This window comes from Tenacibaculum salmonis, from assembly GCF_041053065.1.
In the GTDB taxonomy this organism is placed as follows: Bacteria; Bacteroidota; Bacteroidia; order Flavobacteriales; family Flavobacteriaceae; genus Polaribacter; species Polaribacter pacificus_A.
The window spans coordinates 417,234-442,568 of sequence record NZ_JBFCVV010000001.1; the positions used below are offsets into that span (position 1 = coordinate 417,234).

The following is a 25,335-nucleotide window of genomic DNA, read 5'->3' on the forward strand; positions in this document are numbered from 1 at the left end:
ATATATGAAAACAAAAATCACATTCTTAATATTATTTTTTTTAGTTCTTTGTTCTTTTTCTCAAAAAAGAGTTGCAGATAAATTTTTTAAAAACTACTCTTATATTAAAGCTGCTGAATTTTATGAAAAAGCAGTTGAAAAAGGAGATAGTAGTACGTATGTATTAACTCGTTTAGGTGATTGTTATTATAATAATTCGAATTCTGAAAAAGCCACAAAGTGGTATCGATTAGCTGCTAAAACTGATAAAGGCTTAAGTAGTGAAACTATTTATAAATACGCACAATCTTTAAGAAGTGCAGGACAGTATAATAAAGCTGAAGAGTGGTTAAAAAAGTTACCAAATAATAAAAAATCATCAACCAAAATAGATTATGAAAAACTAAAAACACTAAATAAAGATTCTGTAAAAGTTAGTAATTTAGCTATAAATACTAAAAATTCTGATTTTGGAGCGTACGTACATAATAACAAATTTGTATTTGCTTCAACTAAAAATAAAAAAGGAAGAATCTATAAGTGGAATAATGAGCCTTATCTAGATTTATATGAAGCTTTAATAGATGACATTAAGGATGTTAAAAACATAAAAAATGTTACACCTATAAAATCATCAGAAATAAATACAAGTTTTCATGAATCAAATATAGCTATTACAAGTGATGGTAAAACAATGTATTTCACAAGAAATAACTTAACAAAAAGAAAGAGATTAGATTACGATAAAAAAGGAACATCACATTTAAAAATACTTAAAGCAACTTTAATTAATGGTAATTGGACTAATATAAAAGAACTTCCTATAAATGATGATATACACTCAAATGGTCATCCAGCTTTAAGTCCAGATGATAAAACGTTATATTTTACTTCAGATAGGCCTGGAGGTTATGGTTTAACTGATATTTATAAAACAGCTATTTTACCTAATGGTTCTTATGGTGAGCCAATAAATATGGGGGAAAGTATTAATACAAGTGGTAGAGAAATGTTCCCATTTGTATCAAAACAGTACGTGTTTTACTTTTCATCTGATGGTTATCAAAATCTAGGTTTTTTAGATATATTTAAATCTAATTTATTAAAAAATAATTCATCAGAGGTTATTAATATGGGAGCGCCATTTAATAGTAGATACGATGATTTTTCTTTTTTTATAAATAAAGATAATCAAACAGGTTATTTTTCTTCTAATAGACCTAAAGGAAAAGGACATGATGATATTTATGGTTTTGAATCTTATAAATGTAAACAGCTTCTAAAGGGTAAGACTTTTGATATTAAAACAGATGAAATTTTAACAAATACATTAGTCGAGTTAATAAATAATAAAGGAAAAGTAATTAATAATTTTACAACAGGTTTAGATGCATCTTATTCATTTGAGGTAGATTGTAATAGTAAATATAAATTAAGAGGTTCTAAGAAAGATTATAAAGAGGATTTTAAAAGTGTAATTACTACAAGTATTAGAAATAAAGAAATAGTTAAAAACTTATATTTAACTCCTTTAATTATAGATAAAGAAATAGTGATAAGCCCAATATTTTTTGATTTTGATAAATCAAGTATAAGATCTGATGCCGCATTTGAGTTAGAGTATGTTGTTAAAGTTTTAAAAAATCATCCTAAAATGATAATTAAAATTGAATCTCATACAGATAGTAGAGGTGATGATAATTATAATGAAACTTTATCAGATAAAAGAGCCAAATCAACAAGAGATTATATTTTATCAAGAGGTATAGAATTTTCAAGAATAGAAAGCGCTATTGGTTTTGGAGAAAAACAATTAGTAAATAAGTGTATTAATAATGCAATCTGTACAGAAGAAGAGCATCAAAAAAATAGACGTTCAAAATTTATTATTATAAATGATTATAACTAAAATTTAAGATAGCACTTATAAGTGCTATCTTAATTATTTTTTCACAAAAATATTAGTAAAATACCATTTACCTTTTAAGTTTTTTTCGGCATTAATATCAAAATGAGTAAAATCTCCTTCAATATTATTTCGGTGACCATTACTTCTAATCCATGCATTTACTACAGATTTAGCTGAAGAATACCCATAAGCAACATTTTCAGCAACACTTATTGCATTTATATTTTTATTTAAGTATTCTTTACGTGTGTTAAAAAAATCATGAGAAACTATATCTTTTTCAATCATATAATCAGTGTGTTTTTTTGATTGTAATTTAATAGTATCTGATTTTTCTAAAGGAGAGAATCCATTATTAATTCTATAGTCATTAATTTGACTTAGAATTTCTGTTTCAATAGTCTTTACATTAAGTTTACTATAACTTTCTAATTCTATTAATTCAATATCATTATTTGATGAGCAAGATGTTAAAATTAGTGCGCACAGCACTACTAATAACCTTAGGGGATGGTTATTCATTTGGGGGTTGTATTAGGGGGTTAATAACACCTTAATATACGTTAAAAAAATCGTTTAAAAAAATAAGTAAGAATTGTTAATGAAAAGATAAACTAAATAGCGTCTCTAATAATGTCTTCATATTCGTAGAAAAACATTTCAAACTGTTCCATCGTAGCTACATAAAACTCATAGCAGTCTCTCCAAGTATTTTTATTATGGATGCTAAATTTTTTATCATAAGGAACATAAATACGACGAATAATTTTTCTGTTATCTAATTCAAAGTTTTCGTGATAAATAACTTCTGGTAAATATTCTGTTTCTAAAATATTTTTTAACGATAATAATTTATCATATAATAATTCATTGGCAATTTCATCAAGATGTTCAAAATCTAAACAAACCGAAGCTGTTTTACGATCTCCTTGAAATTTAAAAGCGAATCCTTTTATTTTTGTATTATATAATAACCATTTTCTTGGAAAAGATTTTCCAAAACTTGTCCAAAATTCTTGACGTATTTGTGCTGACTCTTCTTTACTAAACATTTTTATCCGTGTATTTTAGCTTCAGAACCTCTATTTTTCATCATTTCGGCTTCAAAAGCAACTAAATCATTCCATTTTTTATCTACAATTTCTTTGTCTTGATATTTACGAGCAAAACCTAAAAAGATAGTATAATGGTTTGCTTCAGAAATCATTAAATCTTTATAAAATTTAGATAATTCTTCATCTTCCATATTTTCAGAAAACACTTTAAAACGCTCACAACTTCTAGCTTCAATTAACGCAGCAATTAATAAACGTTGTACTAATGCGTTTGTACGGTCTTTTGTTTTTGTAAAGAATTTTTGTAAACGAATAGCATAATCGTTTTTTTGTTCTCTTCCTAAAACCATTCCTCTTTTTACCATAAAATCATGAACCATTTTAAAATGTTGCATTTCTTCAATAGCAATTTCACTCATACTTTGCACGAGTTCGGTTTCTTCAGAATAATTAATAATTAAAGAAACAGCATTAGAAGCTGCTTTTTGTTCTAAAAAAGCGTGGTCTGTTAATATTTGCTGTAAGTTGTCTTTGGCAATGTCTGCCCAAGAGGTTTCGGTTTCAAATTGTAATCCTAACATATTGTAAATTGAATATAGATTGCAAAATTAAGGATTATTACATGTAAGAGATAATTATATGTAGTGTTTATTTATTACAAATTATTTAATTTTTTATCATTTTAAATCTTTATAGATAAAAAGTAGAAAGAGGTTCGATTTTATTGATGAAACAATTAACTTTGGTCTACTTCAAAAAAAATGCTTAATTATGAATAATTTTATGAAAATAATAGCAGTAACATTATTGCTATTGATGTTTAATTCCTGTGAAAAATCTGTAGAAGAGAAAAGTACTGTTGATAATTATACGGAATATGTTTCAGTATTTCCTGAGGAAATAATTTCATCTGTTGCTGATTTTAGATTTATATTAAAAAAAACACCTAAAGTAACTACAGTTAGTAATGATGTTATTACGGTAAATCCACAGGTGAAAGGTGAGGTTTTTTTAGATGGAAATAAAATTTCTTTTATTCCTTCAGAAAAATTAAAAAGTAACACAGAATATACGGTAACGCTTCATTTATCAAAATTATATGATGATATTTCTGATGATTTACAGAAATTTACGACAAAAGTAAAAACTAAAGAACTACTTTTTAATGTAACCTTATCAGCACCTATTGTTTCTAGTAAAAATATATATGCTGTAGAAGGTGTGGTAAATATTAGCGATGTAATTTCTTCGGATAAATTATCAGAATTAGTTAAAGCAACGTATAATAATTCTGATATTTCGATGAATTTTGAAACATCAGAAACACTTGTTTCTCAAGCTTTTTTTAAAATTAAAAATTTAAAAAGATTAGAAGAAGATAGAGATATAAAAGTTATTTGGGATGGAAGTAGTATTAATTCTAGTTCAAAAGGAGAACGTGTTTTAACAATAACAGGTAAAAATAATTTTAAAGTATTAAGTATTGAAGTTATTGATACAGATAAACAACATATTGAAGTTAGTTTTTCTGACCCTATTAAAAAATCACAAGATTTACAGGGGTTAATAGCTTTTAAAAATGCTCAAAAAAGAAGATTTACATATAAAGTAACAAATAATATTGTAACTATTTATCCGAAGAGTTCGTTTAAAAATAAAGTAGAATTACAAGTTTTTAAAGGAATTAAAAATACAGAAGGATTTTCTTTAAAACATGGTTACAGTCAAACGTTACATTTTAAACAATTAAAGCCTTTAGTAAGTTTTATAAAAAGCGGAACTATAATTCCGAGTTCAACTAATTTAAAAATTAATTTTAAAGCTGTTAATTTAAAAGCTGTTGATGTTTCGGTATATAAAATATATAAAAATAATGTTTTACAGTTTTTACAAAATAATAATTTAAGTAATCAAGGTAATTTACGTTATGTAGGTCGTCCTGAAGCTAAATATACAGTAAATCTTACGGATAAAGGTGTTGACTTAACAAAAGAAAATGCTTTTGCTATAGATTTATCTGAAATTTTATCTATAGAAAATGGCGCAATGTATAGAGTTGAATTTTCATTCAATAAAAAATACTCTAATTACACTTGTGATGAAACTACTAATACAAATACTATTGTTTATGGTAAAAAAGAAGTAGATACAAGAGAATATGATAATCCTAATTATTATAATTATGACCGTTATAGATGGAGTGATAGAGAAAATCCGTGTACAGATTCGTATTTTTATAATAAAAATATTAGTACCAATGTTTTAGCGACTAACTTAGGAGTTATTGTTAAAAAAGGAAATAACAAAACTACTTTTATTGCAGTTACTAATTTATTAACAACAAAACCTGTTGCTAATGCTTCTGTAACCTTATATAATTTGCAACAACAAGCTGTTATAACGGCAACAACAAATACCGATGGTGTTGCTAATTTTAACGGAATTAGTAATGCTTTTTTTGCAAAAGTAACTAAAGATGAAAATACAACTTACATTAAGTTAAATGACGGAAATGCTTTGTCAATGAGTAAGTTTGATGTTTCAGGAACAAAACTTCAAAAAGGAATTAAAGGATATATTTATGGTGAACGTGGTGTTTGGCGACCTGGTGATCAATTATTTTTGACTTTTGTTTTAAATGATAATGCAAATCCAATACCAGAAAATCATCCTATTAAATTTGAATTGATTAATCCACAAGGGAAAATTACAGAAAGAAAAGTACTTTCTAAAAATAATATAAATGTATATAGATATACTCCGAAAACTAGTCAAGATGCAATTACAGGAAATTGGAAATTAAGAGTAAGCGTTGGAGGTGCAGTTTTTAATAAAACACTTAAAATTGAAACTATAAAACCAAACCGTTTAAAAATTAAGTTAAAAACTACAGCCGATTTTATTAAAGCTGATACAGATATTGACGGAGATGTTGAAGTAAAATGGTTACATGGTGCAATTGCAAGAAATTTAAAGTTAGATATTAACGGTAAATTTAGACAGATAAAAACGGAGTTTCCGAAATTTAAAAATTATAATTTTGATGATATTACTCGAAATTTTAGAACAGAAGAATTTAAGGTATTAGACGGAACATTAAATAACGATGGTGAAACAAGTTTTTCAGTATCTCCAAGTTTGGAAAGTAAAGCTCCAGGAATGTTAAAGGCTAGTTTTATAACAAAAGTTTATGAAAATGGTGGAGATTTTAGTACAGATGTGTTTTCGAAAAAAGTATCACCTTATAAAACTTATGCTGGTTTATTAAACGCATCAGAACAACAATCTAAAAATTATTTATTTACAGATGAAAAATATACATTTAATGTAGCATCAGTAAATGAAAATGGCGTAGGAGTTGCTAATAATTTAGAAGTAAAAGTATATAAAATTTCTTGGCGTTGGTGGTGGAGTACTTCTGATAATGGGCTTTCTAATTATGATGGAACACGTCATCATCAAGCATATAAAACATTACAAGTAAAAACAAATGCTAACGGAAAAGGTTATTTTGATTTAAATATAAGTGAAAATGATTGGGGACGTTATCTTATTAAAGTAACAGATAAGAGAAGTAAACATGTTACTTCAAATGTTGTTTATTTTGATTGGCCTTCTTGGTATGGAAAGAAAAGAGGAAATCAAGATAAAACAAATGCAACGATGCTAGTTTTTACTACAGATAAAGAATCTTATGAAGTAAATGAAACTGCTACAGTAAAATTTCCATCATCAGAAGGAGGAAGAGCTTTAATTACTATTGAAAATGGAACAGAAGTTTTAGACCATTTTTGGGTAGAAACAACAGCTAAGCAAACAGCATTTAAATTTCCTGTATTAGCAAATTATACACCTAATGTATTTGTAAATATTTCGTTATTACAAAAACATAGTCAAACGGTTAACGATTTACCAATTCGTATGTATGGTTCAATTCCTATGTTAGTAAATAATCCTGAAACTAAATTAGCTCCAGTAATTGAATTAGCAGATGAAATAAGACCTGAATCAATAACTAAAATAAAGGTTAAAGAAGAAAAAGGAAAAGCAATGACTTATACAATTGCTTTAGTTGATGATGGATTATTAGATTTAACTCGATTTAAAACACCAAATCCGTGGAATACATTTTATGCACGCCAATCATTAGGAGTAAAAACTTGGGATGTTTTTGATGATGTAGTAGGTGCTTACGGAGGAAAAGTAAATCAGATTTTAAGTATTGGAGGAGATGAATCAGAAGCGGGAAGTAAAAATAAAAAAGCTAATAGATTTAAACCAATGGTTACTTATTTAGGTCCTTTTAATTTAGAAAAAGGAGCTAGTAAAACACATACAATAAAAATACCTAAATATATAGGTTCGGTACGTGCTATGGTAGTTGCTGCCGATGTTGAAAATAACGCTTACGGAAGTGCTGAAAAAACAGCTTTAGTACGTAAACCTGTAATGATTTTAGCATCACTGCCTCGTAAAATAACTCCTCAAGAAACTGTAACATTACCTGTTAACGTATTTGCAATGTTACCTTCTATAAAAAAGGTTAAGGTTACAGTACAGCCAAATGAATCATTTACTATTTTAGGTGATAAAACACAAGTGTTATCTTTTAATCAACCTGATGAAAAAATGGTTTATTTTACCTTGAAAGTAAATGATTTTAAAGGAATTGGAAAAGTACAAATAGACGCAGTTTCAGGAAGTGAAAAAGCATCCTACGAAGTAGAAATAGATGTTTTAAATCCGAATCCTATAAGTACAGAAGTAAAAGATTTAGTATTAAAATCAAATGAAAAAAGTGCGCTTAATTTTACCACATTTGGTAGTGCTGGCACTAATACTGCAAGTGTAGAATTATCTACATTACCTCCAATGAATTTTACTAAACGTATGGAATATTTAATTCAATATCCGCATGGTTGTGTAGAACAAACTACTTCAAGTGCTTTTCCTCAGTTATTTTTGGCTGAAATATTTGAATTATCCGAAGAAAAACAACAAGATATTGAGAGAAATATAAAAGCTACTATTCAACGATTATCAGATTTTCAATTATCAAATGGAGGTTTGTCTTATTGGCAAGGAAATAGCACGGCAAATAGTTGGGGAACATCTTATGCAGGTCATTTTATGATAGAAGCATCTAAAAAAGGATATGCGTTACCTATCGGTTTTAAATCTAAATGGATTAGTTATCAAAAACAACAAGCACGTAATTGGCGAAATACTTCTTATTATGGAAATAATTCTTTATCTCAGGCGTACCGATTATACACATTGAGTTTGGCAAATAGTGCTGATATTGCCTCGATGAATCGTTTGCGTGAAACAAGTGGTACTTCTAATGAAGCAAAAATGAGATTAGCAAGTGCATATGCATTAATTGGTAAAAAATCAATTGCAAAAGGTATTTTAAGTAAGTTAAGAGTAAATGATTATAGTAAAAAACGTTATTCAAATTATGGTTCTGAAACCCGCAATAAAGCCATGGCATTAGAAACTTATATTTTATTAAATGATGAAATAAAAGGAATAAAATTAGCTAAACAAATTTCTGAAATTTTATCTGGAGATAAATGGATGAGTACACAAACAACATCATATAGTTTATTGTCAATGAGTAAATATGCTTTACAGAATGGCGAAAATTCAGGTATTAATGCAACTTATATTTTAAATAAAAAATCAGAAAATGTTAATACTTCTAAAGCTTTATTTACTGATGATTTAAATGATGTTAACAAAGAAAATACAATTACTGTTTATAATAATAGTAAAGGTGTTTTATATGTTAGAGTATTTAATAAAGGAATTTTACCTGTAGGTAAAGAAAAAGTGATTCAGAAAAATATAGAAACAACTGTTTCTTATAAAACGAAAGAAGGTACTACGATATCTATAGATAATTTATCACAAGGAACAAATTTTGTAGCTGAGGTTACTGTAAAAAATATGACAAATGATAAGGTAGAAAATATAGCTTTAACACAATATATTCCGTCAGGATGGGAAATTGTAAATACCCGTTTTACTGAATTTGGAAATAATACAACATCTTCAGAAGTAGATTTTACAGATATTCGTGATGCTAGTATTAGTAATTATTTTACGTTAAAAGAGCATCAGAAAAAAACATTTACAGTGTTATTAAACGCATCGTATTTAGGAACTTATTATTTACCAGGTGTGCAAGTAGAAGCAATGTATGATAATGATTATATAGCCAGAACAAAAGGAAACTGGATTAAAGTTATCAAGTAAAATAATTGAGTTTTTTAATGAAAAAATCACTATAAATATTTTTAATATTTATAGTGATTTTTTGTTTTAATTTTAACTATCTGTTTTTTAATTCTTTATTGTTTTTTTGTGAGTTTATTTATTATTATTAGTAAGTTTTTATTTAAAAAGCTACTAAAGGTGGAATAATAATCAAAAAATAAATAAAATGAATTGTAATATTATAGCTACAGCATTACTTTCTACTACTGCTTTAGTAGGGTATGCACAACAAAGTGTAACATCGATAAGAGATTTAGAAAATAGAGCTTCAACTTTAAGAGCAGGAGATGAACTTGTTTTAACAGATGGTACTTATCAAAATATTAATTTAATTTTATCCACTTCAGGTACAGCAACAAATCCTATAATTATTCGTGCAGAAAATACAGGACAAGTATTTATAGAAGGAAATATTAAGGTAGAATTAAATGGTAATCATATTGTTTTCAAAGGTTTTGTTTTTCAGAATGGAAAAACAGCTAAAGAAGGAGATCATACAATAAAAATAACAGGAGATTATAATACCGTTAGTGATTGTAGTTTTTTAAATTTAGGAGATCCTTCAAGAACAAAAACGAGTTTTGATATTTATATATATCATGCAAATTATAATAAAATTTATTATAATGAATTTATAGGGAAGCAAAGTGTGGGTAATAATATAACTATAAACCCTGGTTCGTATAATGAAATTAGTAGAAATAGGTTTTCACGACCTATTTTAGGAGCTAATTCAGGTTCAGCAATACGTTTGAGCGCTACTTATAATTTAGTAGAATATAATTACTTTTTTGAAAGTGATGGTGAGGGAGAAATTATTACTGTAAAAGATGATTATAATTTATTGAGATATAACACTTTTAGACGTTCTAAAGGTGGGTTATCTTTACGACATGGAGATCATTGTGTGGTATATGGAAATTACTTTTTTGGTGAATCAGTACCAAAAACCAAAGGGATTTCTATTTGGGGTGAACATCATTTTATCGTAAATAATTATTTTGAAGATTTAAAACCTGTAAAAACAACTAATAAATACACTGGAGGTAAACTAGAAGGTGCAGCAGTTTCTTTTAATTGTGGAAGTGGTCCAAATGCAATTAGACCAACAGTTCCTTTTTTTCCTGTAGCTCATGATGTAACTTTTGCCTACAATACTATTATTACTAATAGTGAAATGATTTTAGATTTTACAGAAGATTATTTAGGCGGGTCTACACAAAAACAATATACGCCTTATAATTTATCTATTAGAAATAATATCTTTTTTGAACGTTCTGATAAAAAACAAATACCATTTCGTAATTTATCAGAAGCTTCAAATGTACCAGATGTTACGGGGCTAGTTTTTAAAGATAATTTTTCTTTTGGAAATAAAAATTTGGGGATTAATACGCCTGCAACAGGTTTAGATACAACAACATCAGTAGCAATGCAATTAGATGCTACTTTAGGAATTTATACCCCAATAGCAAATCCTTTATTAGAAAACAATGTTAATCAACCTGTTAATTTACCTCAGATACACACTTTTGCTAAGCAAGCTACAACAGTAAGAAGAGATGTATTAGGAAAATTAAAAGATACAGATCATGTAGGAGCAGTAGCTTTCAACCCTCAATCTAGTAGAAAAATTCCAGAAATGACGTTATTAACTACAGGACCGAGAAGTAATACGGCAGTTTTCCCTACTAATCCAATACAAGCAAATAAAGTAAAGCATGCTTTATATCCTAATCCAGCATCGGGTTCTGTCTATTTTAGAGCGAAACCTAATTTAGTACAAGCTATAACGGCATATAAGATGCAAAACCAGGGAACACCTGTCTCTTTTAGTTATCAAAATTCGGCATATGAATTGGATATTTCTTCACTTACTATAGGAACTTATATTTTAGAAATTCAATTTCCTAATAAAACGATAACAAAAAATTTGATAGTACGCTAATTTTATTTTTTAATAAATAATCAAAATAGTTGAATTTTATATACCAAAAACTACTTTACTATATTGTAAAGTAGTTTTTTATTTGTAAATTATTATTGATAAAAATAAAGTCGTAATTAAAAATATGAAGAATAATTTAGGAACTAATTGGACTATTTGTAAGGAATGTAAAGGGAGAGGAAAAAAAAGTAGAAAAATTAGTAAAAAAGTACGTATTCGTTATCAAAATGAATTAGTTCAATTTGAAAAAATAGAATCAGAAGGTAGAGTTCCAATTAAACCTAAAGGAGAATTATATACTTGCTTAAATTGTAGTGGTTCAGGTTTATTACAGGCAGATAGCTCACCTTTAGTAGATAAAGATAAATATCCACATATTGCTATTGTTGGCGGAGGTATTGGTGGTGTAGCACTTGCGGTGGCTTGTTTACATCGAGGAATTCCATTTACATTATATGAGAGAGATAACAGTTTCGATGCCCGTTCTCAAGGTTACGGATTGACTTTACAACAAGCTAGTAAAGCTATTCAAGGATTGGGCATTTTTAAGTTAAAAGAAGGGGTTGTTTCTACAAAACATATTATTCACACTACTGATGGAAAAATAATCGGGGAGTGGGGAATGAGAAAATGGCTAGAATCAGGATTTAAGTCCGAAGCAAAAAAAATAGGAAAACGTACTAATATTCATATTGCAAGGCAATCTTTACGATTTGCTTTACTTGAGCAGTTAGGGAGTAATGATCTTGTAAAATGGGGACATCAATTAGTTGATTTTAAGGAAGATGAAAACGAAGCTATTACATTAGATTTTCAAGTAAATGGAGAAATTAAAAATGCTAAGGCAGATATTATTGTAGGTGCAGATGGTATTCGTAGTTCGGTGCGTAACTTATTATTTGGTGACGAAAATACTCCTTTGCGATATTTAGGTTGTATCGTAATATTAGGTATTTGTCCTTTAGATGCTCTTGATAATATTGATAGTTTATTGCTAGATTCGGCAACAGTGTTTCAAACAGCTAATGGAAATGAGCGAATTTATATGATGCCTTATACATCCGATTCTGTAATGTGGCAATTAAGCTTTCCAATGTCAGAAACAGCGGCTAAAAAACTGAGCGAAAAAGGAGCTAAAGCTCTCAAAGAAGAAGCTATCCGAAGAGCTTCTTGGCATACTCCTATTCCTCAGATTTTATCAGCTACGCTGGATACTCAAGTTTCTGGATATCCTGTGTATGATAGAGAATTACTAAGTTCAGAATTATTAGAAAAAGGAAATAAAATAACGCTTATTGGAGATGCAGCACATCCGATGAGTCCGTTTAAAGGACAGGGAGCAAATCAAGCGTTATTAGATGCATTGTCATTGGCTAGAACAATATCAAAAAAATGTGGAACTTTATCAGAATGGAGAAAAGTCGGAATTAGAAAACATGTATTAACTGAGTTTGAAACGGAAATGTTAGCTCGAAGTGCTTCTAAGGTAAAAGGCTCTGCTGATGCAGTAAAATTTTTACATTCTGATGTTGTGCTTCAAGAAGGAAATGAACCTAGAGGACGTGATTTGAATAAAAAAAAGATGTTATAAATGTTTTTATTGATGAGGTTTTAAACTAATAACTATATATGATTGTTTTTTAGGGTGATAGTTGAATAATTATAGTTATCTTAATAACTAATTTATTGATTTATACTTAAAAGTAAAAGAGTGAAGCACTTCATTTTTTTAAAATAAACCAAAAAAATATGAAAAAAAAAATCACTTTTAAAAAACAGAAATTTTCTATTATAAAATTAGTGTTTATAACACTAATTTTAGTGTTTTATTTCTCTTGTGAATCTAAATTAAATGATAAAAAAAATAAAAAATTAGATCCAATGGAAGGGGTTTGGGAATTAACAGAATTTCATCACCTTAAAAATGGTGATACACTTATTACTGATAAAAATAAAGTGCAACATAAAATTTACTTAGATGGTTATGTTATGTGGAATACAAATCCAGCATCAGATTCTTCTGAATGGCATGGGTATGGTACGTATACTTATAAAAAAGATACTGTTATTGAAACATTAATATCAATGTCTAAATCTATGAAAAGTGATGTTAATAAATATATTATCCCTGTAAAACATGGTTACAAAATATACAAACAGATAAATACTTTTAAAAATAAAGATACTGTTTATCAGAATATTGAAGTCTACAAAAAATTAAATTAATAGTAATAGAGGGTTATCATAAAAAACATCGAGCCTTTTCAAAATTGAAAGGCTCGATGTTTTTATCAGTAAAAAATAAAAAATTAAGAAAACATTTTGGCTACCTTTTCAGCTTTTCTATTTTCGCTATAATCGTAAAAACCTTCACCCGATTTAATACCTAATTTACCTGCATTTACCATATTTACTAACAATGGACATGGCGCATATTTAGGGTTTTTAAAACCATCATACAATACATTTAATATTGATAAACATACATCTAAACCAATAAAATCAGCTAATTGTAATGGACCCATTGGATGTGCCATTCCTAATTTCATTACAGTATCAATTTCAGTAACACCAGCAACACCATTATATAAAGTTTCAATAGATTCGTTAATCATTGGCATTAAAATACGGTTTGCGACAAAACCAGGATAATCATTTACTTCAACAGGAGTTTTAGCTATTTTTTTTGCTAAATCAACCGTGAAATTCATGACTTCATCAGAGGTATTATAACCTCTAATAATTTCAACCAAGTTCATAATCGGCACAGGATTCATAAAATGCATTCCAATTACTTTTTCAGATCTGTTAGTAACTGCCGCAATTTGTGTTATCGAAATAGAAGAAGTATTAGTTGCTAAAATGGTATCTTTATGGCAGATTTCATCTAAATTTTTAAATATCTTTAATTTCAAAGCTACATTTTCGGTTGCAGCTTCTACAACTAAATCAGCATTTTTAACACCTTTTTCAATAGAAGTATAAGTTGAAATATTATCTAAGGTATTTTTTTTATCTTCTTCGGATATCTTTTCTTTTAACACCATTCGATCTAAATTCTTGGCAATAGTTGCCATTCCTTTGTCAAGTGCATTTTGAGAAATATCAATTAAATGTACCGTATAACCGAATTGTGAAAAGGTGTGTGCAATACCATTTCCCATAGTACCAGCTCCTATTATAGCTATGTTTTTCATATTGTTATTTTAAATTTAATTACTTTGAATATGAAAAGTGAATGGAATTCTATAAGTTTCTCCATTTTCATTAAATATAACATATCCTTCATTTACAATAACATCGCCACCAAAATTATTTACGATATAATCATAGTTAGTGTCAGATAATTTGTTGCTTAAAATAGAAGAAGAGTAGGTTTGAAAATTATTGATAAACATAGTTGATGCAAAAAAAGTTTCTATATCAACATTGGTTATGTTTTCTGAAAATTTAACTACAATTTGACCTGGAAAATATGTGCTGTTTTTATTATATAAAATAGCTTCCGTAACTTCTATTGTTGGATGTAATGGGTAATTATCAGCTGTTGTAAAGGTTTTTTCGATGGTTTTTGAAGGAGTATAATTATTAAAACCAGAATTATAAACATAAGCATTTATAATAACGGTATACGTTGTTTTTGGCTCTAAATTAGCAATTTTAGTACTTAATCCAATAGTAGAATTACTATAAGTATCTAATTCTTTTATTGATACGATATAATTAACTGTTTTATTCTCATTATTATGAGTATAGCTAACTGGTGTCCAATAAGTAATAGCAGAAGTTCCTAAAACATTACTAAAATCAAGCGTAAAATCACCATCTATTTTAGGATAGGTTATCGTTTTAAAACTAACAGTATTTGAAAAAGTTTCTGTCCCATTATCTGAAAATGCTACTAATTTAACGTTATAATTTGTATCTTCTTCTAATTCAGAAAGTGTACGACTATTTACGAATGATAAAATATCTTCTTCAATAATTTCATCATTTAAATAAAGATTATATTTAACATAAGAGTTATCCGTAACGGTTGGTATAGTCCATTCAATTTCTGTCCAATTTGCTTGAGCTTCACTTTTTAATGATACCGTAAAATCAGAAGGAGGTGTTCCTAATGTTTTAAACTGAATTTCTTTAGTTTTTGAATCACCATTTGATAATTTAGCAACTAATTTAGCAGTGTGATTTTTGTAGGCTACTAAATTTTGTAAAAGATACGAAGTCTCGGTTGTGTTTTCTATAAGTAAAGTTCCATCTAAATAGATATCATAAGTAATTGTATTAAGATCTACATAATCATTTATCGTAGTAATATTCCAATCAATACTTGCTGAACTTTGTGTAATTTCTTTAGATGTTACATTAAGCTCATTAAAACTAGTTGATAAAGCATTAAAACTAATTTCTTTAAAAGTGTTTTTATCTTTACTTGTTGTAGCAACAACTCGAATAATATATTCTTTATAAGGAATTAAATCAGAAAGTTTGTAAGAGTTTCCTGCTACATTTTCAGCGATATTTTCTTTTTTAATTTCACCATTAACAGAGACACTATAAGTTAGAGATTCTTCGTCTAAAGTTTTAGGAGTAACCCAAGTTATAACTGCACTTTCAGAAGTTATTTCAGTTGAATAAACTTCAAAACTTAAAGGTTCAGGATAATCAGCAGTTGTAAAACTAAATGTTTTTTCAACTTTGGTATCATAATTTGTATTTCCGATAATTTTCACTGAATATTCAGTGTTTGGTGTTAAATTAATAAGTTCAAAACTAATTTTTTCAGTTTCTTTTTCGATTAATTTATCATTTAAATAAATATCAAAAGTTGATGTAGTTTTTTCTCCAGAAACAGTTGGATACCATTTAAGAGTTGCACTATTAAATTGAATGTTTTCAGCATCAATACTATTGATATATATAGAACGATCTTCAGGCTCTTCATCATCTTCAGAACAAGAAGTTAATAATGAAAAAGTAATAGAAATCAAAAATACTATTGATAAAAGCGATGTGTATTTATATGTTAAGTTTTTTTTCATTTTTTATAATTAAGGTAATTATTTATTAAAACAATCAATAATCATATGAGCAACACGTAAAGCTTCCGTTCCTTGACGTAAAGATACTATAGGCGTTGTTTTATTAATAATAGCATCGGCAAACGATTCTAATTCGTCTAAAATAGCATTGTTTTCAATAACACTAGGATTATCAAAATAAATTTGTTTTTTAACACCTTCGGCATTTTGAAGAATCATTGCAAATTCATCAGGGTTTTCAGGAACATCTTTCATTTTTACAACCTCAGATTTTTTCTCTAAAAAATCAACAGAAATATAAGCATCCTTCTGAAAAAACCTAGTTTTACGCATGTTTTTCATAGAGATTCTGCTCGATGTTAAGTTTGCGACACAGCCATTTTCAAACTCAATACGTGCATTTGCAATATCTGGAGTATCAGAAATAACTGAAACACCACTTGCATGTACACTTTTAACTTTAGAGTTTACGACAGATAAAATAATATCAATATCATGAATCATTAAATCTAAAACAACAGGTACATCTGTTCCTCTTGGGTTAAATTCAGCTAATCTGTGTGTTTCGATAAACATAGGTGAATCTATCAGGTCTTTTACAGCTGTAAATGCAGGGTTAAAACGTTCAACATGCCCAACTTGTCCTTTTATATGATATTGACTTGCTAAAGTTCTAATAGCTTCAGCTTCTAATACAGTATTTGTTATTGGTTTTTCAATAAAAATATGTTTTCCTTTTTGAATAGCCTCTTTAGCACAGTCAAAATGAGATAATGTAGGTGTTACAATATCAACAACATCAACTGCATTTATTAATTCTTCAACAGAGTTAAATAATTTATAACCAAATTCTTTGGCTACTTTTTTAGCGTTTTCAGTAAAAGGATCATAAAATCCTACTAATTCATATTTTTCAGATTGTTGTAATAAACGTAAGTGAATTTTTCCTAGATGACCTGCACCTAAAACTCCAGCTTTTAACATAGTACTTTTGATTTTGTATGGTTATTTTAATAATAAAATTACTTAAATTTACATTTTAAAATAACATTATTTTTAACTTATTTAATGCTTTTTTTTTAACCAAAAAAGCAATGTAAACAAAGATACACTTTTATACATATTTATGAGTACTTTTGGCAGGTTGAAATTTTACTATTACTCGATATGATATAGTAGTTACTTGTTAAAAAATAGTACTAATATAAATTAATGTTTGAGTGTAATTTAGTATTTTTTATAGCAGTATTTAATGAAAGACACCACCAAGCATCAAGGATTAAGAAATAAGTTAGCAGTAGTTTTACAAGCCAAAGGTATTGTAGATTTAAATGTATTAAATGCAGTTCGTAAAATTCCGAGGCACTTATTTATTGATAGTAGTTTCGAGGCACATGCATATCAAGATAAAGCATTTCCTATTGCTGCAGAACAAACAATTTCACACCCATATACGGTAGCGTTTCAATCTCAAGTTTTAGATATAAAACAAGGAGAAAAAGTACTTGAGATAGGTACAGGATCAGGTTATCAAACGGCTGTATTGTTAGAATTAAAAGCAAAAGTATATTCTATAGAGCGTCAACATGAATTATTTAAAAGGACTTCGTTATTTTTACCTAAAATAGGTTATAGACCAAAACGTTTTATTTTTGGTGATGGTTATATAGGCTTAGCTGAAGAAGCACCTTTTGATAAAATTATTGTAACGGCAGGAGCTCCTTTTGTGCCAAAACCTTTATTAAGTCAGTTAAAAGTAGGGGGAAGGTTATTGATTCCCATAGGAGATACAAACCAAGTAATGACTTTATTTATACGAAAATCTCCAAAAGAATTTGAAAAACATGAATTAGGAGATTTTAAGTTTGTACCAATGTTAGAAAAGAAGAATTAAAAAAAATCCGCTTTAATAAGCGGATTTTTTAACTTGAATAAGAAAATATCAAATTATTTATTCAGTAATATCAGTTGCATCAGCAACAATTATTTCTGATTGATGTTGATTTTGTTTTGTTAGATCTGTTTTAGCTAAACCACAAGGGCTTGTACTTCCACAAGAAGAAAAACCGATTAAACTAACAATACAAACTGCAATAAATATTACTTTTTTCATTTTTTATGTTTTAAAAATCAAATATACATATTTCTGATTAACTCAGCGGAATCTTCCTTATAATCGATAACGTTAAAACCAATCATTTTATTTTGTATGTTGGTAATTAAATTTTCGGTTACAGGTTCGCCGTCATTCCATTCGGTTATTGATAACCATTTTTGAATATCATCTAATTGTTGCTCGTACCTATGTGCTAATATTTTATCAATATTTGGAATATCTTTAAAGTTATTAGTACAATCATTAATAATATCTAATACTTTCTTTACTTCTTTAAAATTGTTTTCTAAGACTTCATTTCTAACAGCAACAACAAAACAAGGCCAAGGAGTAGGGCAATCACCTAAACGTCTAAAAGTATTATTATCAACTAGCGGTTTTGTGGTAAAATGTTCCCACATAAAATAATCAGCATCTCCGTTTGTTAAAGCATCGATACCTCCTTGTAAATCGCCAACAACTTTAAATTTTAATTTGTCAATATTCCAGCCATTATTATGAGCATTTACAATTGCCATTAAATGAGACCCCGAGCCAAAACGACTAATAGCTACAGTTGCATTTTCTAGGTCTTCTATTTTTTTGAATTCGGATTTATCACCTACATGAATTCCCCAAATTAAAGGACTTTTAACAAAAGTCTGTGTAATTTTAGAAGGATTTCCATTATTAATGTCTTTAATAATTCCTTCGGTTAATACGATAGCAATATCTACATCACCAGAACGCAAGGCTTTACACATTTCACCAGTACCACCAGGGAAATCTTGCCAACGCAAATTAATTCCTTGGTTAGTGAATTCTTTATTTTTTAAAGTAATATACCATGGGTAATTAAAGTGTTCAGGTACACCACCTACTTTTAAATCTAACATTTACTCAACTAATTTATCTAATGTATATATAATCAAATCGGAAATCACTTTATTAGGGTTTTCGCTAAAAGTACCATTTGCTCTGTTAGCGATAATGGCATTCATTGAAATTGCATTATGTCCTAATAATTTTGATAATCCATAAATAGCAGAAGTTTCCATTTCTAAATTGGTAATTCTGTTTTCGTTATAATTAAAACTATCTATTTTTTTATTTAGTTTAGCATCTTGTAATGCTAAACGAAGTATACGTCCTTGTGGTCCATAAAAACCAGCTGCCGTAGCAGTGATTCCTTTATAAACAGTATTCGACGTTAATTTTTTTTCTAAAATTTTACTATTAGTTATTACTAATGGTGTTGGTTTTTTAATACTCCAATTGGTCTGTTTTATAAAAGCTTCTTCAATTACGGGATGTGAAATATCTGTTATTTGATATGAATGTAGCATTCCGTTTAAATCTAAGGCATGTGTGCTAAGTAAAAAACTATTTACAGGGATATCAGTTTGTAAAGAACCTGAGGTTCCTATACGGATGATATTTAATTGGGTATGTATCTCTTTTATTTTTCGTGTTTTTAAATCGATATTAAATAACGCATCTAATTCATTTAAAACAATATCAATATTATCTGCACCAATTCCAGTAGAAATTACTGTTAAACGTTTTCCTTTATAAGTACCTGTGGTAGTTTTAAATTCACGTTTTTGTGTTGTAAATTCAATTGAATCAAAATGCTGAGTTACTTTATCTACACGATATTGGTCACCGACAAATATAATATCAGTAGCTACATTTTCTGGGCTTAAATTTAAATGATAAATACTTCCATCTGTATTTAAGATAAGTTCAGAATGTTCAATATTCATTTATGATGTGATTTTTAACAGCTTATCAGTTGAATTTACATATAAATAGCTGTATTTTTTAGCGCCTCCAAGATACGAAAAATCAGTACGTATTTTACCATAATAATTGGTTTGTTGTGCTAAGACTCCTTTTCCTGCCTTTGTTAATGTTATAGGATTTAAAGATGTAAATAATTTATGCAATATTTTCATCTTGTTAAAGTATTGATTATTAAGGAATCCATAGTTTTTATGATTTATTGATAAATTATTAATAAGTTGATTTTTATTTTTAAATTGATTTTTATTTATCGATTGTAAAATACTGTTTTCAATAAGATTTAACCCATTTTTTAGAGAAGGAAAACGTTGTAAATGATTTTTTAAAGCTTTATTTAAGTGATTAAAAGTAGTATTTGTCTGTAGTTTAACTGCATTTTCTAATTGCAACGGACTATCAGAACAATATAATTGCCAAATATAATCTGCATATTCAATATCATTTTGAGAAAGTATATATCTGTTGATATAATGTTGGCGTAGTTGATTGTCAGAAAGTTCGGTTAACTTTATTGATTTTTTATTATTATTGATTTTTTTAGTAGAAACCAATGATATTTGACGTCCTTTTCGATGGCTTTTTAACCAACTAATTAAGGCAATCATATTTATTTGAGAAAGTAAATTATAATCAAACCATAAAACAATTTCATCTTGATTTTTTTGATTACAAAGGGCACGGTATTCTTTTACTGTGTAGTTTATAAAGTTTTGTTTAGATGTTTTATAAGATTTTTTGAAGAAATTAAAACGATTTTTCCAAAAGTTCTTACTACCAACATCAGTTGTTGTTTTTCCTTCACAGAGTATTTCTCGCCATGTAATTTTTTTACCGTTAAAATTTAATTCTTCAAGTTTTTTACTTGTGCTATCTCCGTTTGTAATATGCAGTTTAAGTGAAATCATATTTTAAATGGAATTAATGGGGGGTTAATTCTTATAATCTAAACGTTTGATTTTTGTTATTATTGTTAAGTAATTTTAATTCAATGTTTTATGTTTTCTTATGAATAAAAAATGCCAAGAATTTAAATTCTTGACATTTTAATATTTTAACCTCCAACTCGTTTTACATTAAAGCCTTTGTCTTTTAAAATTTGCATTATCTTATCACGATAATCACCTTGAATAATTATTTTATCATCTTTAAAACTACCGCCAACACTTAATTTTGTTTTAATTTCTTTGGCTAATTTTTTAAAATCTTCAGTAGCGCCTGTATATCCGTCTAAAATAGTAGTTGGTTTTCCTTTTCGTTTTTCGTATTTACAAAGTATCGGATCGTCTTGTAGCCAAATACCTTGTTTTTTTTCTGGTTCAACTTCTGTTTCTTTATGATCAGGAAATAAGTTTTTTAATTGATCTTGTAAATCCATGGTATTATTTTTTTAATCCTAATTCGCGTAAACGCTCATCTAAAAATTCACCTGCAGTAATATCTTCAAATAACTTTGGGTTTTTGTCATCAATACAATTTTCTAAAACATTTAATTTCATATCAGAAATAGGATGCATAAAAAAAGGAATAGAATAACGAGATGTTCCCCAAGATTCCTTTGGCGGATTTGTAACTCGGTGTATGGTAGATTTTAATTTATTATTACTGTGTCTAGAGAGCATGTCTCCAACATTAATCATTAATTCATCTGGTTGTGCTATAGCATCAATCCAATCTCCTTTATTATTTTGTACTTGTAATCCTTTTCCTTGAGCTCCCATTAACAAAGTTATCAAGTTGATATCTCCATGTGCAGCGGCTCTTTCTGCTCCTTTAGGTTCAGATAAAATAGGAGGGTAGTGTATCGGTCGTAAAATACTATTTCCGTTTTTTATATAATTATCAAAGTAATTTTCCTTTAAATTCAAGTGTAATGCTAACGATCGTAAAACATACTTTGCTGTTTTCTCTAACATTTGATAGGTTTGTTTACCTACTTCGTTAAATTTAGTAAGTTCTTCAACAGTTACATTTTCGGGATACATTTTAGCGTATTTAGAAGCATCATCAACATATTGACCAAAATGCCAAAATTCTTTTAAATCGCCTTCTTTTTTACCTTTAGCGCTTTCTTTTCCGAAGGAAACATAACCTCTTTGACCTCCAATACCAGGAATTTCATATTTTTCTTTTACGTTAGTTGGTAAATCGAAAAAATTCTTGATTTCAGTATATAAATTTTCAACTAATTTATCATCTAAAAAATGACCTTTTAAAGCTACAAATCCGATGTTTTCATAAGCGTCACCAATTTCATTGATGAATTTTTGTTTTCTGTTTTTATCCTCAGATAAAAAGTCTGCTAAATTTACGCTAGGAATCTTATCCATTGTTAATAAGTTTAGTTATTAGTTATGTAAAGTTAGTGAAATCAAGCTTAATTAGTAAAATTACTTATTGATAAAAGGTATTAAATATGAAATTGTATAATTAAATCCAAAGCCAGTATTGCTTTCAAAAACGCGATTAAAACCTGGAGTATATAATGTTTTAAAGTTCTTTTGATCATCTACACTAACCATTATTTTATAAGAAAATCCTGCGCTTAAAAATAGATTTTTAAAAGTTTCGACCTTAATACCTAATTGAATTTCTGTCCAATGAGCTGTAAGTCCAGTTTCGGTAACAGGTGTTTTTATGGTGTTTGAGGGAAAGTAAGGCGTACCAACATTTGTTTTATAGCTATTTAAAGTTTGATCAAAAAGTGCAAATCCATATCTGAAACCAACATAAATTTCGTTATTCATGTCTAGCCAATTTTTATAAGCATTGTAGTTTGCACCAAGTTTTATAAAACTTCCTTTTGATGTTGATTTTGTAAATTCTTCAAAGGTAATTTCTTCTTCATAACCTAATTCGGTAGCTACATACCAGTTTTTAGAAATACGATAATCACCAACTAGTTCTAATCCGCCATAACTTTTATCAACGATAGCTAATGCTGGTTTGCTGATGTCTAAACCTAATCGTAAACCATAACCTGTTTTGTAGATTATGGAATCTTTCTTGATTTTTTCAGTTTTGGGTTCGGTTTTTTTCTGATGATTTTCTTGAGAAAAACCATTTGCGTACACAAATAATAAACAGATACTAATAATATACTTGTACATGTGCTTTTGTTTGATTGTCAATAGTACTAACTTCTGAAGTTGACAAGCTGTTAATCCAACCTGTATGTGCTAAGTTTACATCATTAAATATAACTTTATAACCACACGAACGAGAAACATAAGCTTCTTCTGTATCGTATTTTATCGTTAATGTAGCTACTTGATTATTGATAATTAAATTATCTGTAGCATTCATTTTTAAAGTATAAACAGTTTCTTTAGTTAACGTATTTAAAGGAATATTTATAGAATCAGTTTCTTGACCTACAAAAAGACTGTCTTTTCCTTGTGCTATAATTGAAAAACGTTTAACCTTCTTTTTTTCAGAAGTATCATCTTTATCATAAAAACGCAACACTAAATTAGGTGTTACAGGGTTTTGAACACAGAAATCATCTTTTTCACAAGAAGAAAATCCTATAAAACAACTAAACAAAAGAAGGATATATTTTTTCATTAAAATTTATTTTTCGAATAAAACAACAGTTTCGATATGTGCTGTATGTGGAAATTGATCAACTAAACTAATCTTTTTTAGTTTATAACCAGCATTAATTAATTCTTCGGTATCACGAGCTTGAGTAGCAGGATTACATGAAACATATACCATTCTATCAGCGTTTAATCTGATGATTTTACGTAATGTTTTAGGTGCAATTCCAGCACGAGCAGGATCTAAAATAATTGTTTTTATTTTATTTTGATATTGAGGATGCTCTAATAAGAACTTACCTACATCAGCAGCATAAAATTGTAAGCCTTCAATGTTATTTCGTTTTGCATTTTCTTTTGCATCTTCAATTGCAGAAGCTACGATATCTACACCAACTATTTTTGCATTTTCACTTCTTGAAGCTAAAATTTGTCCGATAGTTCCTGTTCCACAGAATAAATCCATAACCACAGTATTGTCAACAGCTTCTTTATTTTCTAAAGCGTAATCAACAACTTTTGTATATAATTTTTCTGCGGATTTAGGATTTGTTTGAAAAAAGCTTTTCATACTTATTTCAAAGTTTAAACCTAATAACTCTTCTACAATTTTATCTTTCCCTGTAACAAGTTTTATACTTCCAGATGTAGCGATAGTTCTATCACCAACTTCATCATTTATAGTATGTAATAAACCAGCTAAACGATCACCAAAAATATCTTTTAATAAACTAGCAAAAGCTTGCATATCAAAATTTGGTAAATCAGGTGAAGTTGTAACTAAATTGAATAATAATTCATTTGTTTTGTACGATTTACGAACAACAAAATATCTGAAAAAACCTTCTCTTCTAGGTCCATGCCAAGGAGCTAATCCTGTTTTTTCGCAATATTCACGAATTACTTTTAAATTATCTTCAACTTGAGCATCAAATAAACCAGAATCTTTATCTAGGTTATCACCCATCCACCAAGTTCCACGGCGTTTAAATCCTAAGGTGAAAAAATCGGCATCTGTTTTATTTACTCTGTCGTAACCAATAGCAGAAAAACCATATTCCATTTTATTTCTGTAATGAAATACATTAGGAGAAGTGATAAATTCATCAAATAAATCATCAATATTTTCTACTTTCCCAATTCTTTGAAATAAAGACAAGGTACTTTCTTTTTTATATTGATGTTGTAATTCAATAGGTAATTGAATATAAGGAGCTCCAGGAATATCTTGAAAAGGAACTTCAACTTCATTTTCAGAAGGTTCTAAAACATCAATTAATTTTGCTTCGGCATATTTTTTACTCGATTTACTAATTTGAGCTTTTACTAACTGACCAGGCAATGTATTAGGAATAAAAACTACAAAACTACCTTCTTCGGATTTTATTCTAGCGATTCCTTTTCCTCCAAAAGCGTAATCTTCAATTCTTAATTCTAAAACTTGATTTTTGTGTACAAATTTATTTCGTTCTCTACGTGGCATTTTCTGTTATTTATAGGTTTGCAAAATTATGAAAAGTTATGGTTTGATAATACAAAAAAGACTACTCATTTTGGAGTAACTTTATTATCTTGTTTATTGATTAGCTTCTTGAATCATTTCTTCATTGTATGCTTTTATGTTCTACCTAAAAATGAAAAATATTTTAGGGGTGTTTTTTAAATAAAAAAACACCC

General features: G+C 28.1%; 21 protein-coding genes. 6 read left to right on the top strand and 15 right to left on the bottom strand.

Going from position 1 to position 25,335, the window contains the following annotated elements:
• Nucleotides 1–4: 4 nt before the first annotated feature.
• Nucleotides 5–1,888 carry an OmpA family protein gene (locus AB0T67_RS01685; protein WP_369218872.1) on the top strand — a complete coding sequence of 628 codons (1,884 nt, stop codon included), beginning with the start codon at nt 5–7 and terminating at the stop codon, nt 1,886–1,888.
• A gap of 33 nt (nt 1,889–1,921) precedes the next feature.
• On the opposite strand, the gene AB0T67_RS01690 is transcribed toward AB0T67_RS01685, so the two are convergent.
• The 3 genes from AB0T67_RS01690 to miaE all read right to left on the bottom strand — a co-directional run bounded on the left by AB0T67_RS01690 (nt 1,922) and on the right by miaE (nt 3,524).
• The gene (locus tag AB0T67_RS01690; protein ID WP_369218873.1) at nt 1,922–2,410 is read right to left on the bottom strand and encodes a CAP domain-containing protein; all 489 of its coding nucleotides are present in this window, start codon (nt 2,408–2,410) and stop codon (nt 1,922–1,924) included.
• 92 nt (nt 2,411–2,502) lie between these two features.
• Nucleotides 2,503–2,940 (bottom strand): DUF4268 domain-containing protein, encoded by a 438-nt coding sequence (locus tag AB0T67_RS01695; RefSeq protein ID WP_271232082.1) that lies wholly within the window; start codon nt 2,938–2,940, stop codon nt 2,503–2,505.
• A 2-nt stretch (nt 2,941–2,942) separates the two neighbouring features.
• On the bottom strand, nt 2,943–3,524 hold the full coding sequence (gene miaE / locus AB0T67_RS01700; protein WP_369218874.1) for a tRNA-(ms[2]io[6]A)-hydroxylase: 582 nt from the start codon (nt 3,522–3,524) through the stop codon (nt 2,943–2,945).
• Between the two features lie 190 nt (nt 3,525–3,714).
• On the opposite strand from miaE, the gene AB0T67_RS01705 reads away from it, so the two are divergent.
• The 4 genes from AB0T67_RS01705 to AB0T67_RS01720 all read left to right on the top strand — a co-directional run bounded on the left by AB0T67_RS01705 (nt 3,715) and on the right by AB0T67_RS01720 (nt 13,399).
• Entirely contained in the window at nt 3,715–9,204 is a 5,490-nt protein-coding gene (locus tag AB0T67_RS01705; protein WP_369218875.1) for an alpha-2-macroglobulin family protein, read from the top strand.
• 187 nt (nt 9,205–9,391) lie between these two features.
• A complete protein-coding gene (locus AB0T67_RS01710) occupies nt 9,392–11,173 on the top strand; it encodes a chondroitinase-B domain-containing protein (protein ID WP_369218876.1) in 1,782 nt (593 codons plus the stop codon).
• Nucleotides 11,174–11,297: 124 nt separating this feature from the next.
• A complete protein-coding gene (locus AB0T67_RS01715) occupies nt 11,298–12,764 on the top strand; it encodes an FAD-dependent oxidoreductase (RefSeq protein WP_369218877.1) in 1,467 nt (488 codons plus the stop codon).
• 158 nt (nt 12,765–12,922) lie between these two features.
• Nucleotides 12,923–13,399: a hypothetical protein gene (locus tag AB0T67_RS01720; protein ID WP_369218878.1), complete on the top strand. Its 477-nt coding sequence runs from the start codon at nt 12,923–12,925 to the stop codon at nt 13,397–13,399.
• Nucleotides 13,400–13,482: 83 nt separating this feature from the next.
• Here the strand turns inward: AB0T67_RS01720 and AB0T67_RS01725 are convergent, their stop codons facing one another.
• The 3 genes from AB0T67_RS01725 to AB0T67_RS01735 are packed head-to-tail and all read right to left on the bottom strand — an operon-like array spanning nt 13,483 to nt 17,202.
• Nucleotides 13,483–14,370 carry a 3-hydroxyacyl-CoA dehydrogenase family protein gene (locus tag AB0T67_RS01725; RefSeq protein ID WP_369218879.1) on the bottom strand — a complete coding sequence of 296 codons (888 nt, stop codon included), beginning with the start codon at nt 14,368–14,370 and terminating at the stop codon, nt 13,483–13,485.
• Nucleotides 14,371–14,385: 15 nt separating this feature from the next.
• A complete protein-coding gene (locus tag AB0T67_RS01730) occupies nt 14,386–16,218 on the bottom strand; it encodes a fibronectin type III domain-containing protein (RefSeq protein WP_369218880.1) in 1,833 nt (610 codons plus the stop codon).
• Between the two features lie 18 nt (nt 16,219–16,236).
• Entirely contained in the window at nt 16,237–17,202 is a 966-nt protein-coding gene (locus AB0T67_RS01735) for a Gfo/Idh/MocA family protein (protein WP_369218881.1), read from the bottom strand.
• A gap of 268 nt (nt 17,203–17,470) precedes the next feature.
• Between AB0T67_RS01735 and AB0T67_RS01740 the strand changes: the two genes are divergently transcribed.
• Nucleotides 17,471–18,112 carry a protein-L-isoaspartate(D-aspartate) O-methyltransferase gene (locus tag AB0T67_RS01740; protein WP_369218882.1) on the top strand — a complete coding sequence of 214 codons (642 nt, stop codon included), beginning with the start codon at nt 17,471–17,473 and terminating at the stop codon, nt 18,110–18,112.
• A 57-nt stretch (nt 18,113–18,169) separates the two neighbouring features.
• Here AB0T67_RS01740 and AB0T67_RS01745 read toward each other — a convergent pair whose 3' ends face one another.
• The 9 genes from AB0T67_RS01745 to rlmD form a co-directional block, all read right to left on the bottom strand.
• Entirely contained in the window at nt 18,170–18,331 is a 162-nt protein-coding gene (locus AB0T67_RS01745; protein ID WP_369218883.1) for a hypothetical protein, read from the bottom strand.
• A 17-nt stretch (nt 18,332–18,348) separates the two neighbouring features.
• Entirely contained in the window at nt 18,349–19,209 is an 861-nt protein-coding gene (locus tag AB0T67_RS01750) for a substrate-binding domain-containing protein (RefSeq protein WP_369218884.1), read from the bottom strand.
• Nucleotides 19,210–20,079: a nucleoside phosphorylase gene (locus tag AB0T67_RS01755; RefSeq protein WP_369218885.1), complete on the bottom strand. Its 870-nt coding sequence runs from the start codon at nt 20,077–20,079 to the stop codon at nt 19,210–19,212.
• Nucleotides 20,080–21,024: a DUF1835 domain-containing protein gene (locus tag AB0T67_RS01760; RefSeq protein ID WP_369218886.1), complete on the bottom strand. Its 945-nt coding sequence runs from the start codon at nt 21,022–21,024 to the stop codon at nt 20,080–20,082.
• Between the two features lie 146 nt (nt 21,025–21,170).
• The gene (locus AB0T67_RS01765) at nt 21,171–21,494 is read right to left on the bottom strand and encodes a translation initiation factor (RefSeq protein WP_369218887.1); all 324 of its coding nucleotides are present in this window, start codon (nt 21,492–21,494) and stop codon (nt 21,171–21,173) included.
• A gap of 4 nt (nt 21,495–21,498) precedes the next feature.
• Nucleotides 21,499–22,446, bottom strand: coding sequence for an isopenicillin N synthase family dioxygenase (locus tag AB0T67_RS01770; RefSeq protein WP_369218888.1), 948 nt, complete (start codon nt 22,444–22,446; stop codon nt 21,499–21,501).
• 60 nt (nt 22,447–22,506) lie between these two features.
• Nucleotides 22,507–23,226 carry a DUF6048 family protein gene (locus tag AB0T67_RS01775; RefSeq protein ID WP_369218889.1) on the bottom strand — a complete coding sequence of 240 codons (720 nt, stop codon included), beginning with the start codon at nt 23,224–23,226 and terminating at the stop codon, nt 22,507–22,509.
• The gene (locus AB0T67_RS01780) at nt 23,207–23,683 is read right to left on the bottom strand and encodes a DUF6452 family protein (protein WP_369218890.1); all 477 of its coding nucleotides are present in this window, start codon (nt 23,681–23,683) and stop codon (nt 23,207–23,209) included. Before AB0T67_RS01780 ends, AB0T67_RS01775 begins: the two co-directional genes overlap by 20 nt.
• 6 nt (nt 23,684–23,689) lie before the next feature.
• On the bottom strand, nt 23,690–25,141 hold the full coding sequence (rlmD, locus tag AB0T67_RS01785; RefSeq protein WP_369218891.1) for a 23S rRNA (uracil(1939)-C(5))-methyltransferase RlmD: 1,452 nt from the start codon (nt 25,139–25,141) through the stop codon (nt 23,690–23,692).
• Between the last annotated feature and the right edge of the window lie 194 nt (nt 25,142–25,335).

Bases quoted from the DNA above. Each gene is read 5' to 3' on its own strand.
- AB0T67_RS01725 (WP_369218879.1), bottom strand. From the start codon at position 14,370: ATGAAAAACATAGCTATAATAGGAGCTGGTACTATGGGAAATGGTATT.
- AB0T67_RS01770 (WP_369218888.1), bottom strand. From the start codon at position 22,446: ATGGATAAGATTCCTAGCGTAAATTTAGCAGACTTTTTATCTGAGGAT.
- AB0T67_RS01775 (WP_369218889.1), bottom strand. From the start codon at position 23,226: ATGTACAAGTATATTATTAGTATCTGTTTATTATTTGTGTACGCAAAT.
- rlmD (WP_369218891.1), bottom strand. From the start codon at position 25,141: ATGCCACGTAGAGAACGAAATAAATTTGTACACAAAAATCAAGTTTTA.
- AB0T67_RS01750 (WP_369218884.1), bottom strand. From the start codon at position 19,209: ATGTTAGATTTAAAAGTAGGTGGTGTACCTGAACACTTTAATTACCCA.
- AB0T67_RS01715 (WP_369218877.1), top strand. From the start codon at position 11,298: ATGAAGAATAATTTAGGAACTAATTGGACTATTTGTAAGGAATGTAAA.
- miaE (WP_369218874.1), bottom strand. From the start codon at position 3,524: ATGTTAGGATTACAATTTGAAACCGAAACCTCTTGGGCAGACATTGCC.
- AB0T67_RS01735 (WP_369218881.1), bottom strand. From the start codon at position 17,202: ATGTTAAAAGCTGGAGTTTTAGGTGCAGGTCATCTAGGAAAAATTCAC.
- AB0T67_RS01720 (WP_369218878.1), top strand. From the start codon at position 12,923: ATGAAAAAAAAAATCACTTTTAAAAAACAGAAATTTTCTATTATAAAA.
- AB0T67_RS01710 (WP_369218876.1), top strand. From the start codon at position 9,392: ATGAATTGTAATATTATAGCTACAGCATTACTTTCTACTACTGCTTTA.
- AB0T67_RS01695 (WP_271232082.1), bottom strand. From the start codon at position 2,940: ATGTTTAGTAAAGAAGAGTCAGCACAAATACGTCAAGAATTTTGGACA.
- AB0T67_RS01780 (WP_369218890.1), bottom strand. From the start codon at position 23,683: ATGAAAAAATATATCCTTCTTTTGTTTAGTTGTTTTATAGGATTTTCT.
- AB0T67_RS01760 (WP_369218886.1), bottom strand. From the start codon at position 21,024: ATGATTTCACTTAAACTGCATATTACAAACGGAGATAGCACAAGTAAA.
- AB0T67_RS01765 (WP_369218887.1), bottom strand. From the start codon at position 21,494: ATGGATTTACAAGATCAATTAAAAAACTTATTTCCTGATCATAAAGAA.
- AB0T67_RS01690 (WP_369218873.1), bottom strand. From the start codon at position 2,410: ATGAATAACCATCCCCTAAGGTTATTAGTAGTGCTGTGCGCACTAATT.
- AB0T67_RS01745 (WP_369218883.1), bottom strand. From the start codon at position 18,331: ATGAAAAAAGTAATATTTATTGCAGTTTGTATTGTTAGTTTAATCGGT.
- AB0T67_RS01740 (WP_369218882.1), top strand. From the start codon at position 17,471: ATGAAAGACACCACCAAGCATCAAGGATTAAGAAATAAGTTAGCAGTA.
- AB0T67_RS01755 (WP_369218885.1), bottom strand. From the start codon at position 20,079: ATGAATATTGAACATTCTGAACTTATCTTAAATACAGATGGAAGTATT.
- AB0T67_RS01685 (WP_369218872.1), top strand. From the start codon at position 5: ATGAAAACAAAAATCACATTCTTAATATTATTTTTTTTAGTTCTTTGT.
- AB0T67_RS01730 (WP_369218880.1), bottom strand. From the start codon at position 16,218: ATGAAAAAAAACTTAACATATAAATACACATCGCTTTTATCAATAGTA.
- AB0T67_RS01705 (WP_369218875.1), top strand. From the start codon at position 3,715: ATGAATAATTTTATGAAAATAATAGCAGTAACATTATTGCTATTGATG.